The organism is Endozoicomonas sp. ALE010, assembly GCF_049310165.1.
Lineage (GTDB): Bacteria > Pseudomonadota > Gammaproteobacteria > Pseudomonadales > Endozoicomonadaceae > Endozoicomonas.
Map to the genome: position 1 here is coordinate 17,250 of NZ_JBLYNV010000061.1, position 15,820 is coordinate 33,069.

The window sequence follows — 15,820 nt, forward strand, 5'->3', positions numbered from 1 at the left end:
ATCCTCATATACAATCCGCCCCTCGATTAATCAGGGAATAAAGGTTTCAGGGTTTATGTCAAAAACCGGCATTGTATTTTCAGGCGGCGGTGGCAAAGGTGCCTACGCTATAGGCGTATGGAAAGCCCTCCGCGAGTTTGGCATGGATCAGAATATCCAGGCCGTTGCCGGTACCTCCGTTGGCTCTCTGAACGGTGCACTGTTTGTTCAGGGAGATCTTGAACGGGCAGAGCAGCTCTGGCTGGATATTGCTACTGATAAAATCCTCCAATTTGATTTTGAACAGCTGGCGCAAAAACTGGCGACCATGGCTGCCAGTTTTGCGATTCCGGGTGCTCAGGCCAAAACCATTATCCAGTTGGCCCACATGCTCAAAGGCAAAGGCTGGTTCTCTCAGGATGGCCTGAAGCGCCTGATTGATGAAAGTGGTGCCTGTGGCGCTGTTACCTGTTCAGCAATGCCGTTTTATGTCTGTGCCCTACAGCAGAGTAACGGTCAGTTGGTGTTACCCCTCCTTAACTCGGTGGAAGAGAGCAATATTCCCCTCTGGTTGACGGCATCTTCAGCCATTCCGGGGGTATTCAGTCCGGTGACTATTGAGGGTGAAAACTATTGGGATGGCGGTGTGCTTCCGGGCAGGTTCAGTAACAATACGCCGTTCCAGCCGCTGATCGAACAAGAGCAGTGCACGCATATCATCAATATCTACCTCAGCCGCTCACCGGAAGTGGCGACTGCCCAGCGTGATTACCCCGAGATAAAATTCTGGAACATCATTCCCAGCGAGGCTTTTGATGGTTTGATTGCTGCCCTGAATTTCACGCCAGAGAATGCCCGAAAGCTTATAGATTTAGGCTATGAAGATACGGTTACCATTCTTAAGCGCTTTCAGCCGTTTCTGGAGGATGAAGCGCGTTTCTTTACTGCTGTCAGCGAGTTTAGCGACAGTCATCAGGTTTTTTGTGACCAGATTGAACTGAACCAGCAACTGCGAGGTCCTGAGAGTGCTGATAAGCAGGTGAACTATCAGGAAATCATGTCTCAGTTGGCAGTGACCCTGAAGGAGCAGGAACAACAGATCATCAGTCACCAGCTGGATCAGATGATTGACGAGATGAAAGCCAACTCCGATGAGCTGCTCGAAGAAGCATTTACAGCCATCACCACTCTGGCCTCAACCGATGGCCGCATTAACAACCAGCTGGAACAGAGCTGGTTCGGACGAATACTGGGCACCGTTACCGGCAGCAACTGGCAACAGCAGGCGGAAGTTAATCATGCTCTCAATGCCAGCCTGTATGCCACCCAATCGCTGATCCAGAAACTTAACCATAAACAGATGCTGACCATGGAAGCGATGGTCACATTAAGCAACAAAACCCAGTACCTGATGGGGCATATTAATATGCTCTATGGTGCTGTGCAGGATCAGAACCAGAAGACCATGGCCACCTTTAAGCTGTTTGCCGATGGTCTTCAGGCGCTGACTCAAGAAGTAGAACAACGCTTCCGATTGGTTGATCAGCGGCTGGACCGTATTGAACAGAAGCAGGCACTGGATGACTGGTTCCATGAAGTGCGTAATCTCCCCGCCGACCAGCCATTGAATAACCTGCTTTATGCCACAGCCAGTTTTTACGAGGCCAGTGGCCGTAGCTGGGCACAGCCGGAAATCAATCGCTACAAAAGCGCACTGGCTGATCTGCACCTGGCTGATGCTGAAGTTTTACCTGCACAACTGTTTGAGCCAGAACATGCCCGCCTTTTTGCTCAACCGCTGGCAGTGCAACAGATATTCCCGGTTATCAAAAGTGATAACGACTTTCACAGCCTGTTAAAAGGCATTCAGCGAACCCTTGAAGGTGAAAACCAGCTTATTGCCGAACATTCGCCTGGGCAAACACCAGTGACTGGCCTACACCTCGGACTGGAGCTGCTCTACTCTCTGCGCCGTAATGACCGTCGTCAATCCATGGCATTGTTAGCCAATGGTCAGCAAACACCGTCACAGCGTTACCTGACCACTCTGGAACAGTTGCGTGAAATCGGCACGGCACTGGGCATGAGCGATACCTTCCACAGCTCTCTGGATTACCTGACGGACAGAATTAGCAACTTTAAAGTCATCGTGCCGGTAATCGGTAAATTTTCCGCTGGTAAAAGTGCCCTGATTAACCGCTACCTGGGGCGATCACTGCTGGCCAGCGATATTACGCCGGAAACCGCCATCGCCACTGAAATTGCCTACAACCCGAAAGAGTATCTGGTACTTAACTATCTGGATGGTCGACAGGTAGAACAGTCACTGGAGACATTGGCAAGTCTGAGCATTACTGACGACCTGACCCATATCCAGCTGTTTCTGAATATTCCGAAGCTGCAACATCGTACTGACCTGGTGCTGGTGGATATGCCGGGCTTTGACTCGAAAAACGACGGTCATCAGAAAGCCATTGCCTGGTATCTGGGGCGGGGTGATACCTTTATAAACCTGATGCCCGCTGATGTGCCATTTGACGATTCGGTGATCCGTCAGCTGGAAGAAATTCAGTTTGATTACCAGAAATCCATTGCCTGTCTGATCTCTAAGGCGGGGCGTCGAACACCAACACAAATTACTGAACTGCAACAACAGTTAAATGCCACACTGGCAGAGCGTGCGCTGATCTGCGATACTCCCGCCGCGATTGAGGCCAGGGATGGGGATGGTACCATCCAGCCCTTTGCTGACCTGCTGGATCAGGCATTGGTCAATAAAGAGTCCCTGTTATCTGCCCGTTATGGCCAGGCAGTGGCGGACTGCACTGCACAAGTGCGGCAGCAGATTGACCAAACCCTCCATGCCCTCGGTGCCAGCGAACCTGAGCTGATACAGCAGATTACCGAAGCAGAAGCCGTTGATCACCGCGCCCGACAACAGCTGGAACGGGATCTTTCAGAACTGCGTTACAACCTGTGCAGCGTCGGGCGAGAGCAACTATTGGCAGAAGCTCGACAGGCACTGAACAGTGCCCACGGTGAACTTGTGCGGGCAGCGGGTTCTGGTCAGGTCAGTGCTGTGGTTCAAGAATGCGTTCGCCCCGTAGTGCAAATACAGTTGGTTCAGCTGATCCAGCAGGAAGTGGAACGACTGCAGGCCAAACTGGATAACTTCGCCGCTGCTGAGGGGGATTTTGCCATTCACCTGACCATTCCGCCCCTGGAGAAAGAGCAGTTTTCCAAAACCTGGTCGGTCATTGGTACCGGCGTGGCCTGGCTGCTGACCGGGCCGATGGGTGGCATTATCACCGGCATTATTGGCGGGTTGCTGGGCAGAAAAGATAACGCAGCCGAGCGGGAACAGCAGATTCGCAGTGCTATTGATAACCAGGTTATCCCGGAGACCCTGAATAAAGTCTCAACCTTGTTGGAAACTGAATTACACCGAGCTGTCAGCCAGCTATCGCAAAATCTGCAGCAGGCACTGGCCGATGAGCAGCAAAGCCGACAGCAGCAGTTACAAGCCCTGCGTGATGAGTTGCAACAGTCGCAGGAACAGCGGGAAGTTCAGGCTCAGCAACTGACAAAGTGGCAACAACAGCTACCAGAGATCGCATAATGGAATTAGACCTTGAAGCCCTGATGAATGGCCATCAGGACATTGACCCCGTGGCAGCTTCAGAGCCAGTATTGACAGTCGCTAATGAACCCGGCGGAAACCCCTACCTGCACAATCCGCTGGCAGGGCTACAACTGTGCGCCAAACTGATCAGCCAGAACAGCCATCGGGAACCCTGGCAGGATCATCTTGACCGTATCCGGGAGCTGATCGACAACGATCTGTTGAAACTGGTAGAAGATAATATTCACGTAGCTGGTGCCGGTTTCTATAACCGTATGCAGCAGTTGGAAGACCGGCTAACCGAAGTAGCCTGTTTTCCCCTGCTGGAGCGTTGCTATACCGTGGCGGTAGGTGGTGCCTTCAGTGCCGGTAAATCCCGTTTTCTGAATTCGGTTTTGGGCTGCCCGTCGTTATTGCCAACAGATACCACACCCACTACGTCGATTCCCACCTATATCAGTCAGGGTACCGAAAATTGTATTACCGCCCTGAACCGCTATGGCAAAAAGACCGAGATTGATGAAGATGCCCTGGCAGCTATCTGTCACGCTTTTAATGATCGCTTTGGTGTCACCTTCAGTCATCTGCTGCAACTGGTCTCTATTGAACGGCAGTCGCTGAACTATGCATCCCTGGCCTTTCTGGATACTCCCGGTTACAGCAAAGCGGATAATATCAGCCATCGCAGTGATAATACCGACGAGAACATTGCCCGTCAGCAGCTACGGAAAGCAGATTATCTGATCTGGCTGGTGGATATTCAGAACGGCACCATCCCGAAACAGGATATTGAATTTATTGCCAGTCTGGAATCCCGTCAGCCGGTGTTGTTTATCTTCAGCAAGGCGGATAAAAAGCCGGAATCCCAGGTGCGGGAAGTGATTGCCAATGCCCGCAAAGATCTGGAGCGGGCAGAGCTGGCTTATTACGATGTGATTGGCTATTCGGCTCAAAGTGGTGAGGAAGTGTCAGATAGTGGCAATGTGCTTACCGATATGCTTTCAGCAATCAATAGTCACAAGCCGGGGACGGCACTTTATAGTCAGATCACCCGGCAGATCAGCCAGTACATCAGCGATATTCAGAGCAGCACTCATACCCAGAAACTGACTCTGGGTACTTTGAACGAGTTGCTATTTGATAACCAGCTGTCAGAAAGTCAGCAGCAGCATCTGCGAGATATGCAGCAGAAAACCCGTCAGCAGCTGGACAGGCTGATGCAAGCTCAGCAACAGGCAAAACTCAGTCAGCAGGAGCTGGAAGAAACACTGGAAACCCTGCTGGAAACACTGCAACTGTCTATTGATTACCAGCCCGCATTGCAACCATTGGCACAATATCAGAAGCAGGGCGAAACACACCAGCAAACTCTGGTATTTACCGCCATGTTGCAGGGAGATAAGCGACAGCTGGCAAGCTATGCCGATCTCAAGCGCATTCCGGCACAGGTGCAGAAAATCAGCCCGGTGGGTGTGGTGATTGATTCAGATCTGGAGATGGAAATTATGATCACCCGCACCCATGCCAATTCCGTTCTTGGAGGGTTGGCATTAAATGAAGTCTTTACCTTCGGAGCACCCGTTGAACTGCAGATCACCAGTGACAATAAATGTCTGGTGCATCTCACCATTAACCTTTCCTGATAAACACATTGTTAAGGGAACATTAAGGAAGAACCATGTTTGATATTTTGGATATGATCCACGACGCCACTAAAGAGGCGAACTCCTTTGAAAACCATCCAGCCAAGGCGCTGCCACTGGAAGAGCGTCTGAGCTACCTGAATGGCCTGGCGCTGGTTATGAACTCCGATGCCGAGATTGATGAGGAAGAGAAGGAATACCTGCGAATCCTGATCAAGTCCTTTGATCTGGACGAATCCTGCCTGAATGATTTTGTTGCCTTTGCCCAGGCTCCAGATAAAGACACTATTCAGGCATTTTTCCGAACTTTTCGCCGCAAGCCGCTGGCGCAACTCTTTCTGTTTGATGCCTATATGATGGGTATGCGGGATGGTCAGTTGCAGGACAAAGAGCGAATTGTTATTGATAAAATAGGTGAGCAACTAGAGGTTCTAAAGGGATTGCGAAAAGATATTTTTGAACTATTTTGCTACCTTCAGAATAAAGATTGGTCAGAGGCAAGCGTATATTTTACGGCTCACCTTTTGAATCCTGAATATTTTGGGCACCTATTGGAATATTTTGAAGTCGAATTTGAAGAAATATTAAAGGGAGCAGAAAAAAGAAAGAGGGTATGGCTAGAGCAAAAGATGCAGTCTTTCCTAGGGCTTAAGTGGATTCCACTACGATATTATTCAGACTTGGATGAGAAAATACCGCATAAAGAAATAACTGAAACAATTATTCAGCTCAAGATTTCCAACGAAATGTTGGTTCCCTATCTGCAATCTAAGTTAGATCGCGGAGAGCTTAGAGTTGTAGATGGTTTAATCTACAAAAAACAAAATGTAGAAGAATCTATTGAAAATGCTTTTTTTGATATTTCTACATCTGATATTGAGTATGACGCACTGACAAGGATTTTTAATTGCTCTCTTGGCAAGGGTGAACTTAACGCAAATGTACCAGGTGAGATATTAGCAGATTTTTGGTGTGTTTCTAAAGATAATCTTCCTTTGTGTGAAGAGAATCCCAGTTATTACTCTACAAGTCTAATTCTTCATGATGGATATATTACTGATGAAGTTGTTCAAGATAGGTTCTTTGGGAGATTGTGGAGGCAAGAAAAGGACAATAGAGCCGCTCTTGTTAGGGTGAGTTTTGAAGAAGTTCTTGTGACGGGCAAGTACCGGTTTGTTAGGTAAATAATTTTGGTTCTCATGTTATGCATGGGAGCCTTTATCCTTAAAGGCTTAATGAAATGGATATCCTCAACTTCATCCAAGATGTCACGAAAGAATCTAATGCTTTTACCCATCATCCGGTAAAGGAACTCTCTCTGGAAGATCGTCTTTTATATTTGAATGGTCTGGCACTAGTGATGAATGCCGATGGTCAGATCACTGACAGTGAAAAAGAGTATTTAACCATTTTGATTAAATCCTTTGATCTGGATCAATCGCTGGTCAATGATTTGGTGGCATTTGCCCAGTCACCGGATAAAGATACGGCTCTGGCTTTTTTTCGCGCCTTCCGCCGAAACCCATTGGCGCAACTTTTCCTGTTCGATGCCTATATGATGGCTATGCGGGATGAAGATATTCATGAAAAAGAACAGGCAGTTATTGATAAAATTACCGAGCAATTGGAAGTGCTAAATGGTACCCGACGGGATGTTTTTGATCTTTTTTGTCATATCAAGCATAAAGATTGGGAAGAAAGCAGCCTCTACTTTAGTTCGCATCTGTTAAATCCTGAGTACTTTAAGCACCTGTTGGAATATTATGAGGTGGATTTGGATGAATTGTTACAGAGAACATCAAAGTTTAGAGAGAGTTGGTTGAAAGAAAAGCTGCAAGATTTTCTAAATTTAAAATGGATACCCATAGAGTATGGCTATCGTCATCGTATAGAGCATCCACACGGTAAAGCAGAAATTACAGAGGAATTTGTTAGTCCTGTAATTACGAATGAGATGCTTGTACCGTTTCTACAGTCAAAATTAGATCGTGGGGAAATACTATTTAGTAATAGCAAATTCTATAAAGTTGTTGATGGTGGTGGTGAGATAAGGGTGGTTTATTTGGATATACATGGCATGGATATTGGCTATGATGCTGTTAAGCGTAGCATTTCATGCCAGATTGAAAAAGGTAGATTGAACGCAGAAGTGCCCGGGGAAATATTGATTGATTTTTGGGGGCTGTCTATTGAAAGTATTCAATCGGGAGTGTGCGATCCAGGATGGATGAGGAAAATTATTTTTCCAGCTTCGGCGGATGGCCAGAATAATGTGATTGGTGAAATTGTTGCTGTATCGGACGTTTTTTATGAGTGTGTTGGACATAACAATGAAACGACGCCTCATAAAAGAGTTGATATGACTTTTGCCCAAGTTGTGCAGTCTGGTAAGTTTAGGTTAACTCGAGGTAAAAGGGCGTGCCAACCTAGATCAATAGACTGGGAAGCTGAATAAATTGGGGAATGGTATTTGAGAAATATTTAAACTGTAGGTATGGGAGCCTATTTCTTTTTTTAGACTCCCGCTACGATTAAGCTACATTTTCTTCATATTCACAGATTGAGAAGATTGTGTCCTCTTCTACTGTAATGCCTTCTGGATATTCGGTAAGCACTGATTCTGTAATCTCAAACCCCTGCATACCAATGGTTAAATTCACTGCCCACTTGAAAGTTCCGTGGAGCGTATTCACCGAGAAATAATGTAACTCTTCAGTATCGTCTTCTTTGTACTGGGGATTGCGATTGACGCAATGAGAGTCAAATTGTATATCACTTCCGTTGACTTCACACTCATCTCCAGTGCTGTCAATTGTGTAGTTGAAAGAGGAAGGTTGGATAATGATTGCCATAATATTTCACCTACTCAGTTATAAGGGCTGTAGATATGGGGATTAGGTTGTAAGAAATCAAGAGGTAGCAATAGAATTTTTATCGATTAACTTGCACCGGCACCGTTTTTTAAGCAATAGAACCATAGGCAATATCACTAACTTTAAGCACAGCGCGAGAATAATTTTTTAAGGCCAAGATATAAATGAACATACAATACCAAACACAAGCCATCAGTAGCCGGTTACTTACCTTGTCAGACCGCTACCAAACCTTCAAACAAACGATCCACCCCAACCACTTTGCAGACCTGCATCAGCTGGCGACCAGTTTTCAGAATGATATCGCCAATGCCCAGCAGGAAGGCCGACTCTTACGAATCGGTATAATCGGCCAGATTAAACGAGGAAAGTCGTCTTTTCTGAACAGTTTACTGTTTAATGGTCAGGATATTCTGCCCAAAGCAGCAACGCCAATGACGGCGGCATTGACCCGTATTTCCTACTCGGAACAGCCAGAGGCATCGGTAGAGTTTTATACTGTGGCAGAGTGGCAAACCGTAGAACAAACTGCTGCCAAAGTTAAAGAAAATGATCGTATATATCAGCAGGCTTTAGCGGCTTTTCGTTCTGGACAATCAGCTTCCAGAGGCAAAAGTACTCGCCCGCCCCAAGCCCCACGCCCGAGCGAAGAGGAAAAGGCATGCTGTGAACTGGTGGCCATGGTGGCACAGTCTGGCATTACGGTAACGGATTATCTCGGAACGATTCACCGTATTGATGGTGCAGATTCTAACCAGAATCTGATTGAAAAACTGACGGATTTTGTTGGTGCCCAGGGGCGCTTTACCCCGATTGTAAAAAGCACCGAACTGAAACTGAACGTTCCCGGTCTGGATGGTATTGAGGTGGTGGATACGCCGGGGATGAACGATCCGATTGTCTCCCGTGGTCGTCGCACCCAGGAGTTTATCGGTCAGTGCGATGTGGTGTTCTTTCTCAGCTATTGCAGCCAGTTTATGGATATGCTCGATATGGCGCTGTTGGCCCAGAATATTCCCCATAAGGGCATTCGGGAGATTCTGCTGATCGGCTCGGTGTTTGACAGTGCGCTGCTGGATGAATACCACAACTATCCGTCGATCGCTCAGGCACTGCCCGGAATTACCGGTAAGCTGAATAATCTGGCGCAGCAGAATGTGGAACGAGTCTGTCTGCAAGGGCAGGCCAACCGGGAAAACAGTGTGGACGACGAAGGCTATATTTTTGCTGCCCTGCAAAAAGCCCTGCCGCCCACCTTTATCTCCAGTCGTTGCTATGATCTGGCTATTAAAGGTACCGATCTCAGTGAGGAAGAGGCGCATAGCCTGAAACAGCTGAACACCATGTTCCCCGGCTTTGAGTTTTCGCCCCAACTACTGATGCAGCTGGCCAACTTTAACAAAGTCCATAAACGCATGGATGAGGTACGCAGGAATAAAACCACCATTCTGGATAGCCGCCTGGCAGATATCGTCAAAGGCACTCGCCTTGGGGTAAGGCACTGTCTGCAACAGATGGAGAGCGATATTAACCATCGGCGCAAACAGCTGGCCGAAGGTGACCTGGAGACGCTGGCCAAACAACAGGCCACTATTATCCAACGTATCAAAACCGGCGAAGTACGGATTCAGCAGATTTTCAGCCAGCAACAGCAGGCGCTGCAACAGCAGATGCAACAGTTATTACTGGATTTGCGAGCCATGGCGCTGGATGCCAAACGGGTGGAAACCGAGAGCGGCACCAAACAGGAAGCCTATGAGGTGGCCAGAACCGTGAGTGCTTCCAAGTGGTATAACCCATTCTCATGGGGCAGTACCCGAACTGTGTACGAGACACAATACCGTACCATCAACTACACCTACGCCAATGTGCAACAGGCGGTGGATAAGCTGGAAACCTTCGTTCTTGAAACCGAGAAACAGCTGATCTCAGCCCTTGGTCGAGCCGTGGATATCAACCGTCTGCGGCAGGAGATTAAACAACTGATCCGTGAAATGTTCGACTTTTCTGCCGATGGTTTTGACCCCAATGCGGTGATGCTGCCACTGGAAAATGCACTGGCCGGCCTGACCGTTCCCGCCATCACCATGGATATGGATCAGTACATTAATGAAGTGCGTCAGCAGTTTACTTCCGCGACGGTGGAAAACGACAGTATCGCCAGACTTCGCCAGGAACAGGGCCGTGTGGTCGGTATTCTGGTGGAACAGATGAGTGCCGAGATTGACCGCAATACGTCATCAATGCTTACCACCATGACAACAGAAGGAGAGTCATTTATTCCGGAACTGACCCGAGACCTTAATAACGACGTTGAACAGCTGGGCAAGGACCTGGAAAACCGTCAGCAGGTTATGGCAGAGTATGATCAGCTCCTTGGAATGTTGGCTGAAGATTTAAGTACGATAAATCCTTGATATGGCTGTTTAGCCCGGTATTAAAAGAGCCGGGCTGCGGCAATTTTTTATGTCTGATTGAACTTCTTAGCCAGTAACCGGGCCGTGTTGACTCAGAGTAGATGATCTATTCTCTGTCATTCGACAGTCGCATCGCCGGGATATCAGTAACCAGAAGATTGATGGAGATAGCCATCCCTTGCTGGTATCGAAGCGCACGATGTTATTCCTCGGTAACTATCAAGGGAATATCATGTTTATTCCGGGTATTCAGCAGCCTGCCGTCCATATTGCTGTGCTGGTTGCTACGAAAAATCGCAATGACCTGCTTCGTCACCGTTCACTTCCCTCAATCCTGAATCAATCACTCGTGCCTGATACTGTGGTTCTGGTCGAAGATGATCGGTTTCTTCGACCGTCCGTGAGCCAGTTGCTGTTTGAAGAACTGTTTCCTCATGGTCATTATCTTACCAATCAACGTACCCCGGGTGCTGCCGGTGCATGGAATACCGGGCTGGATTTTCTGCTGCGTAATGCCAGCTGTGATGTGCACAATGTCTGGGTCGCAATTCTGGATGATGATGATTATTGGGAGCCCAGTCATCTCTCGGTATGTGCCGGTAAGATAAGTGCATCACAGGATATGGTGGTCAGTGGTTTGATACGGGTTGAAGATGTCGATGATGACGTTGTTCACCAAAGCATTCCCGCCAGGCTGACGGCAGATGCGCTGTTGGTTGGTAACCCGCATATTCAGGGCTCCAACCTGTTTGTAAGACTCTCTTCGATTTTGCAGGCAGGGCTTTTTGATGAACAGCTCAGCAGCTGCACTGACCGGGATCTCTGTCTGCGTCTTTGTAATATTGATACGCAAGTTGTATCTACCGGTATTCATACGGTAAGGCATTATGCTGAGGCAGGCCGACCCAGGTTATCTTCGCCTGCAAGCAAGGAAAAGCATCAAGGGCTGGAGCGGTTTTATCAGAAATATGGGCCATTAATGAACGCTGCACAGCAGGAGGCCTTTCTCGACCGGGCTTATCGGCTCTTTGACTGGCGATTTGAAAATGAAGGACCCATTTCAGTACAGATGCCAGAAAGGGAAAAACTCACACCAGAAACTATTGGCTTTCATCTGGTTTTGCTGTCGATGTATTCCGCCAACTGCCCTCATAGGATCTGAACCGATTTGAACCGGCATCTGATTTTATGGTGGTTGAAGCTACCCGGCGGGAACAGGATCAGATATACAGTGATAGTCGAGTTTCTCTGCTGATTAAAAGCTGTTATATGGAGTGGGAGAGTATAGAAGCACAGGTTAAGCATCTGCTCACTCACCTGGAAAGTCCGGTTGGGTTTTATGAACGGATTCTGGCAGTGGATTGTCGAACCAGTGATTTTACCAGGGCTTATGGGGTATCAAATCCATCGGTTTTTCAGCAAGTGGTAGAGCGGCTGATCAGTGAGGACTGGATTGATCAGGTCGTCTGGTGCAAACCTGACTCGGAAGTGTTTTACCGGTGGTTTGGGCTGAAGAGTTTGTCATCACACTCTGTCCAGGGAGCACCACTGCTGCCATTTTTACAGGGTGTAGAAGCGTGCAGTGGAGATTATGTATTACAGCTGGACAGTGACCTGTTGATTGGTCGCATTGATCCTGAACATGACTGGCTGGCAGATATGATTCATACACTTCGCAGCGATCCAAAAGCATTAACAGCCAGTTTGCCTATTTATAAACCGGGTGCTAAACCTCCTGAGAACATGGATACATCATTCTGGTTTACGGATAACTCCTGTCGGATAGAAGTGCGTGGAGCATTGTTTGACCGTAAGCGATTACTGGCATCCCGGCCATGGCCTAACACACTGGCTGGAAATGATAGGGTGGCACTCGCCTGGCACCGCAGCCTTGACAATGTGGTGCGTCAGGGTGACTGGTCTTCATGGCGTGGTGGTTATGGCGAGCTGTTTTTTATTCATCCTACCAATGAGTATAAGAAGGACCTGGCATCATTACAGACCATCAGGAATCAGATAGAGGCTGGCTTTTGTCCAAAGACCCAGGCAGGTCATGTGGATCTGCAAGGTGATATCGCCTGCTGGTTGGGGCCCAGACGTAGGGAGCCATTTATCTTTCTTGTCTGTGGCCGGAATGTTGAACCTTCCCGTTTTCAGCGCTGTCTTGACTCAATGTTAAGGCAGAAGGTTGTGGCAGAACATGAATGGGGTGCCGTGGTGATGGATGATGACTCCAGTAGACGTTGTCGGGATTACATAAAGTGGGCTCTTTCACCCTACAAGAATAAGGTTACTTTTATTGCTGTGGCAGAACGGCGAAGCCTGTTGGCAAATATGGTCTGGGCTGCTCGTTATATCTGTGATAATACGGAATCCGTTCTGATAACTCTGGATGCGGACGATTGTCTGATTGGCAGCCGGGTAATTGAAACCGTCGCTGAAGCCTATAACAATGGCGCAGATCTTACCGTAGGCTCCATGATTCGAACCGATAAGGTGTGCGATTATCCGGTTGATTTCAGTTGTCCCCGCGAGGGCAACAACAGGGGGGGGAAATGTCTGGCAACATTTACGCTCATTTCGTAAAAGTCTTTTTGATGCCATCCCGGATGAGTTATTACGTTCAGAAACGGGTGAATACTGTGATCTGGCATCCGACTGGGCATTTATGGTCCCCATGGTCAGAATGACCCGGAACCCGGTTTGGATAAAAACACCGCTGTATCTTTATGAGCCATCTGGTATGGGGAAAGGACCTGACCGTGAACAAAGAGAAAAGTTGATCGCTGGCATTATGGAAAAGAATTATCAGATCAGTGGTACAGAAGATGGTGAGATAAGCCCGGAGTTGATTTGATTCATTATGGATAAAAAGAAAATGATTGCCGTAATCGGCGATGCTGGTGTTCAGGAAACCGATAAAAAGTTCCGGCTGGCATTCGATCTTGGTCGCCTGTTAATTGATGCCGGTTATCGTGTCGTGACCGGTGGGCGTGGTGGCATCATGGTGGCTGCCAGTGCAGGAGCCAGAGATTCAGAAGCGTGGAGTCCGGGAGATATCATTGCCATTCTTCCGGGTAATGATCCGGAGGAGGCAAATCCGGCGGCAGATATCGTGATTCCAACCGGCCTGGACATTGCTCGCAATATGATCGTGGCTCAGGCTGATGCAGTGATTGCGATTGGCGGTGGTGCCGGTACGCTATCAGAGATAGCAATGGCCTGGTCAATGAAAAGGCTTATGGTTGCGTATCGGGTAGAGGGCTGGAGTGGCCAGCTGGCAGATACAAAGATCGATAACCGTCAGCGCTATCGGGATGACAGGGATGACCGGGTATTTGGGGTCGACAATGCCTTTGAGGCTGTCGGTATTATTGATGAATATCTCCCGCTTTATAACAGGCGGCAACGGGCGGCTGTTTGATAAGCTGGTTTTTTGTGATGTTTGCTGGAAATAGCGTCTTACGATAGTCAAGAAACTGGTAGAAGAGAGTGTGAATCAATCAGGAAGAATTGTTGAGATGTCTTTCTGATTGATTTTTAGATGCCTGATAATAAACGGCTGCAGATGTTATTGGCCTGGATATGAAAAGTTCGCCTTACTCACAAAGCAACTCCAAATAGTGAAAAATTGTGCTGAATCCAGTGAGGTGGTATCTATCCTTTTTCATCGATAGCTTTCGAGAAGAAAAAGGAGAGCAATCCTGTTACTTGTCCGAATACGAGTTGAACTCAAAACGGATTATCAGGTCAAACTTTAGTGAGGCCCACTAAGAACGTATTCCGGAAGATAAACATGAAGAAGGCTCGGCTTCCCTCTGGAAGCAATTATCAGTTAAGTCGTATCGGGGATGGTGCTGGAGATTCAGGTCCATTGCTTCACCCTGTTGATCGCGTCAACGGCAAGCAATTGACTGATAGAAATGGCTGGATAGAAGTAGGTTTGTCTGTTCTGTGTGGTTCTTTAATTGCCCGTAGCTACACTGCGCAGGACTACTGGCTGACATCGGCAGTAACTGAGATTTTGGATGTGTCGGATGACGGCAGAGTTGTTCGGTTTGCAACGGGTAATAGCGTTTATGTTGCTCAATGCCTGAAATAAAGAGACCTTTATGCTGTAGGATATTTGAACATGGTTTGCTTCAGGCATGATTTACCTACTGCTTATTCATTAACAGATCTCTATCTGTGCCTTGCAGTAATTTTTTGGGAGCAATATCGAGAGCTCTGCTGATTTTCAGTAGAATTAGCATGGAGAAGTTGCGTCTGCCTTTTTCTACCTCATTAAGATAAGTTGGTTGTAGCTGTGCGCTCTTAGCCAGTTCCTTCTGACTTTTCCCGTCGGCTATCCGCTGTGTGCGGATATTTTTACCTACCTTTTTAAAGAATAACTCCTTATGTTCGCCTTCTGATATTTCCAGGTCACTGTTTTTATCGGTCATATAAGTAAGCCAGCAATGTCAATGGTAGAAGTAAGCTTTCTCGGGTGAAGGGTATGAAGGATACTAAGTAATAGCTAGCTGAGAAAGAGGAGATATCTCAAATGGGGCAAGAGTTATTGAAGGTGAGTTAGCCTGATTATCCAACGATACTAAACGAACAGGTGGATATAGTGTGGTTAATTGTAGTGGAATACTTCAGAAAAACGTCTATGATTCACTTATAAGTGAATCATAGAGCTGCCAAAATAGGGTTAAGTTGCCGTAATTTATAATAAAATATTTAAAATTGTCAAACGGTTTAATGATATTTTACGACATTTGTCGCTAATCTAACTATTTGATTAATAACGGATTGGCGAAATTTGTAATTGGAAAAATATAAGTTTTCAAGCATTAAAAGCATTAAAAGCTTTGACAAGCTGCCAAAACACAACTTGTGCTTGCTCATGAAAAAAACTAAACAGTTTTCCTCGTTTGCTTTTCTGGAAGTGATTAGCTTGTTAGCGTGAAAAGTATGGACAACATAACAACAACTGGAGTTGATCATGAATAATTCATCAGCACTGTTAGAATACATTAAAGTGAATGCTGTGCAGTGGGGCCTCAGTGAGAAAGGGCTAGACCTCTGCCAGCAATCAATGAGGGATCCTGTTCGTCGCGTAAACAGTGGTGGTCGCAGTAAGATGACCCGTTTTCCCAGTAGTATGATGGGCGTTGCGCTTCAAGCTGAGAGCGATCTGGAATACGCTCATCTGCAGTAATTCCCGATGAATCCTGAAGCACTACAGCCACGAGAGATACAGAAGAGGTAAAAAAATCATGCCCGCACAATTCTTCGACTAAA

13 protein-coding genes are annotated in these 15,820 nt (G+C 47.2%); 11 read left to right on the forward strand and 2 right to left on the reverse strand.

Annotation, left to right across the window (positions count from 1 at the left end; genetic code table 11):
- Positions 1-55: 55 nt before the first annotated feature.
- Genes ACO6UY_RS19775 through ACO6UY_RS19790 form a run of 4 tightly spaced genes read left to right on the forward strand, consistent with a single transcriptional unit; the run spans position 56 to position 7,699 of the window.
- Entirely contained in the window at positions 56-3,598 is a 3,543-nt protein-coding gene (locus tag ACO6UY_RS19775) for a patatin-like phospholipase family protein (RefSeq protein WP_422448509.1), read from the forward strand.
- The gene (locus ACO6UY_RS19780; protein ID WP_422448507.1) at positions 3,598-5,244 is read left to right on the forward strand and encodes a dynamin family protein; all 1,647 of its coding nucleotides are present in this window, start codon (positions 3,598-3,600) and stop codon (positions 5,242-5,244) included. The genes ACO6UY_RS19775 and ACO6UY_RS19780 overlap by 1 nt, the downstream gene beginning before the upstream one ends.
- 35 nt (positions 5,245-5,279) lie before the next feature.
- Positions 5,280-6,428: a TerB family tellurite resistance protein gene (locus tag ACO6UY_RS19785; RefSeq protein ID WP_422448505.1), complete on the forward strand. Its 1,149-nt coding sequence runs from the start codon at positions 5,280-5,282 to the stop codon at positions 6,426-6,428.
- 56 nt (positions 6,429-6,484) lie between these two features.
- Positions 6,485-7,699: a TerB family tellurite resistance protein gene (locus tag ACO6UY_RS19790; protein WP_422448503.1), complete on the forward strand. Its 1,215-nt coding sequence runs from the start codon at positions 6,485-6,487 to the stop codon at positions 7,697-7,699.
- A 76-nt stretch (positions 7,700-7,775) separates the two neighbouring features.
- Here the strand turns inward: ACO6UY_RS19790 and ACO6UY_RS19795 are convergent, their stop codons facing one another.
- Positions 7,776-8,096, reverse strand: coding sequence for a hypothetical protein (locus tag ACO6UY_RS19795; RefSeq protein ID WP_422448501.1), 321 nt, complete (start codon positions 8,094-8,096; stop codon positions 7,776-7,778).
- Positions 8,097-8,281: 185 nt separating this feature from the next.
- On the opposite strand from ACO6UY_RS19795, the gene ACO6UY_RS19800 reads away from it, so the two are divergent.
- The 6 genes from ACO6UY_RS19800 (at position 8,282) to ACO6UY_RS19825 (ending at position 14,636) form a co-directional block, all read left to right on the forward strand.
- Positions 8,282-10,534 (forward strand): dynamin family protein, encoded by a 2,253-nt coding sequence (locus ACO6UY_RS19800; RefSeq protein WP_422490960.1) that lies wholly within the window; start codon positions 8,282-8,284, stop codon positions 10,532-10,534.
- Between the two features lie 232 nt (positions 10,535-10,766).
- Positions 10,767-11,696: a glycosyltransferase family 2 protein gene (locus ACO6UY_RS19805; RefSeq protein WP_422448497.1), complete on the forward strand. Its 930-nt coding sequence runs from the start codon at positions 10,767-10,769 to the stop codon at positions 11,694-11,696.
- Positions 11,697-11,722: 26 nt separating this feature from the next.
- Positions 11,723-13,120 (forward strand): glycosyltransferase family 2 protein, encoded by a 1,398-nt coding sequence (locus ACO6UY_RS19810; RefSeq protein ID WP_422448495.1) that lies wholly within the window; start codon positions 11,723-11,725, stop codon positions 13,118-13,120.
- 91 nt (positions 13,121-13,211) lie between these two features.
- Positions 13,212-13,391 carry a hypothetical protein gene (locus ACO6UY_RS19815; protein ID WP_422448493.1) on the forward strand — a complete coding sequence of 60 codons (180 nt, stop codon included), beginning with the start codon at positions 13,212-13,214 and terminating at the stop codon, positions 13,389-13,391.
- Positions 13,392-13,397: 6 nt separating this feature from the next.
- On the forward strand, positions 13,398-13,958 hold the full coding sequence (locus ACO6UY_RS19820) for a TIGR00725 family protein (protein ID WP_422490962.1): 561 nt from the start codon (positions 13,398-13,400) through the stop codon (positions 13,956-13,958).
- Between the two features lie 372 nt (positions 13,959-14,330).
- On the forward strand, positions 14,331-14,636 hold the full coding sequence (locus ACO6UY_RS19825) for a hypothetical protein (RefSeq protein ID WP_422448489.1): 306 nt from the start codon (positions 14,331-14,333) through the stop codon (positions 14,634-14,636).
- A 55-nt stretch (positions 14,637-14,691) separates the two neighbouring features.
- Here the strand turns inward: ACO6UY_RS19825 and ACO6UY_RS19830 are convergent, their stop codons facing one another.
- The gene (locus ACO6UY_RS19830; RefSeq protein WP_422448487.1) at positions 14,692-14,976 is read right to left on the reverse strand and encodes a helix-turn-helix domain-containing protein; all 285 of its coding nucleotides are present in this window, start codon (positions 14,974-14,976) and stop codon (positions 14,692-14,694) included.
- A 545-nt stretch (positions 14,977-15,521) separates the two neighbouring features.
- Between ACO6UY_RS19830 and ACO6UY_RS19835 the strand changes: the two genes are divergently transcribed.
- Complete coding sequence (locus ACO6UY_RS19835; RefSeq protein WP_422448485.1) at positions 15,522-15,737, forward strand: hypothetical protein; 216 nt, start codon at positions 15,522-15,524, stop codon at positions 15,735-15,737.
- The last annotated feature ends 83 nt before the right edge of the window (positions 15,738-15,820 follow it).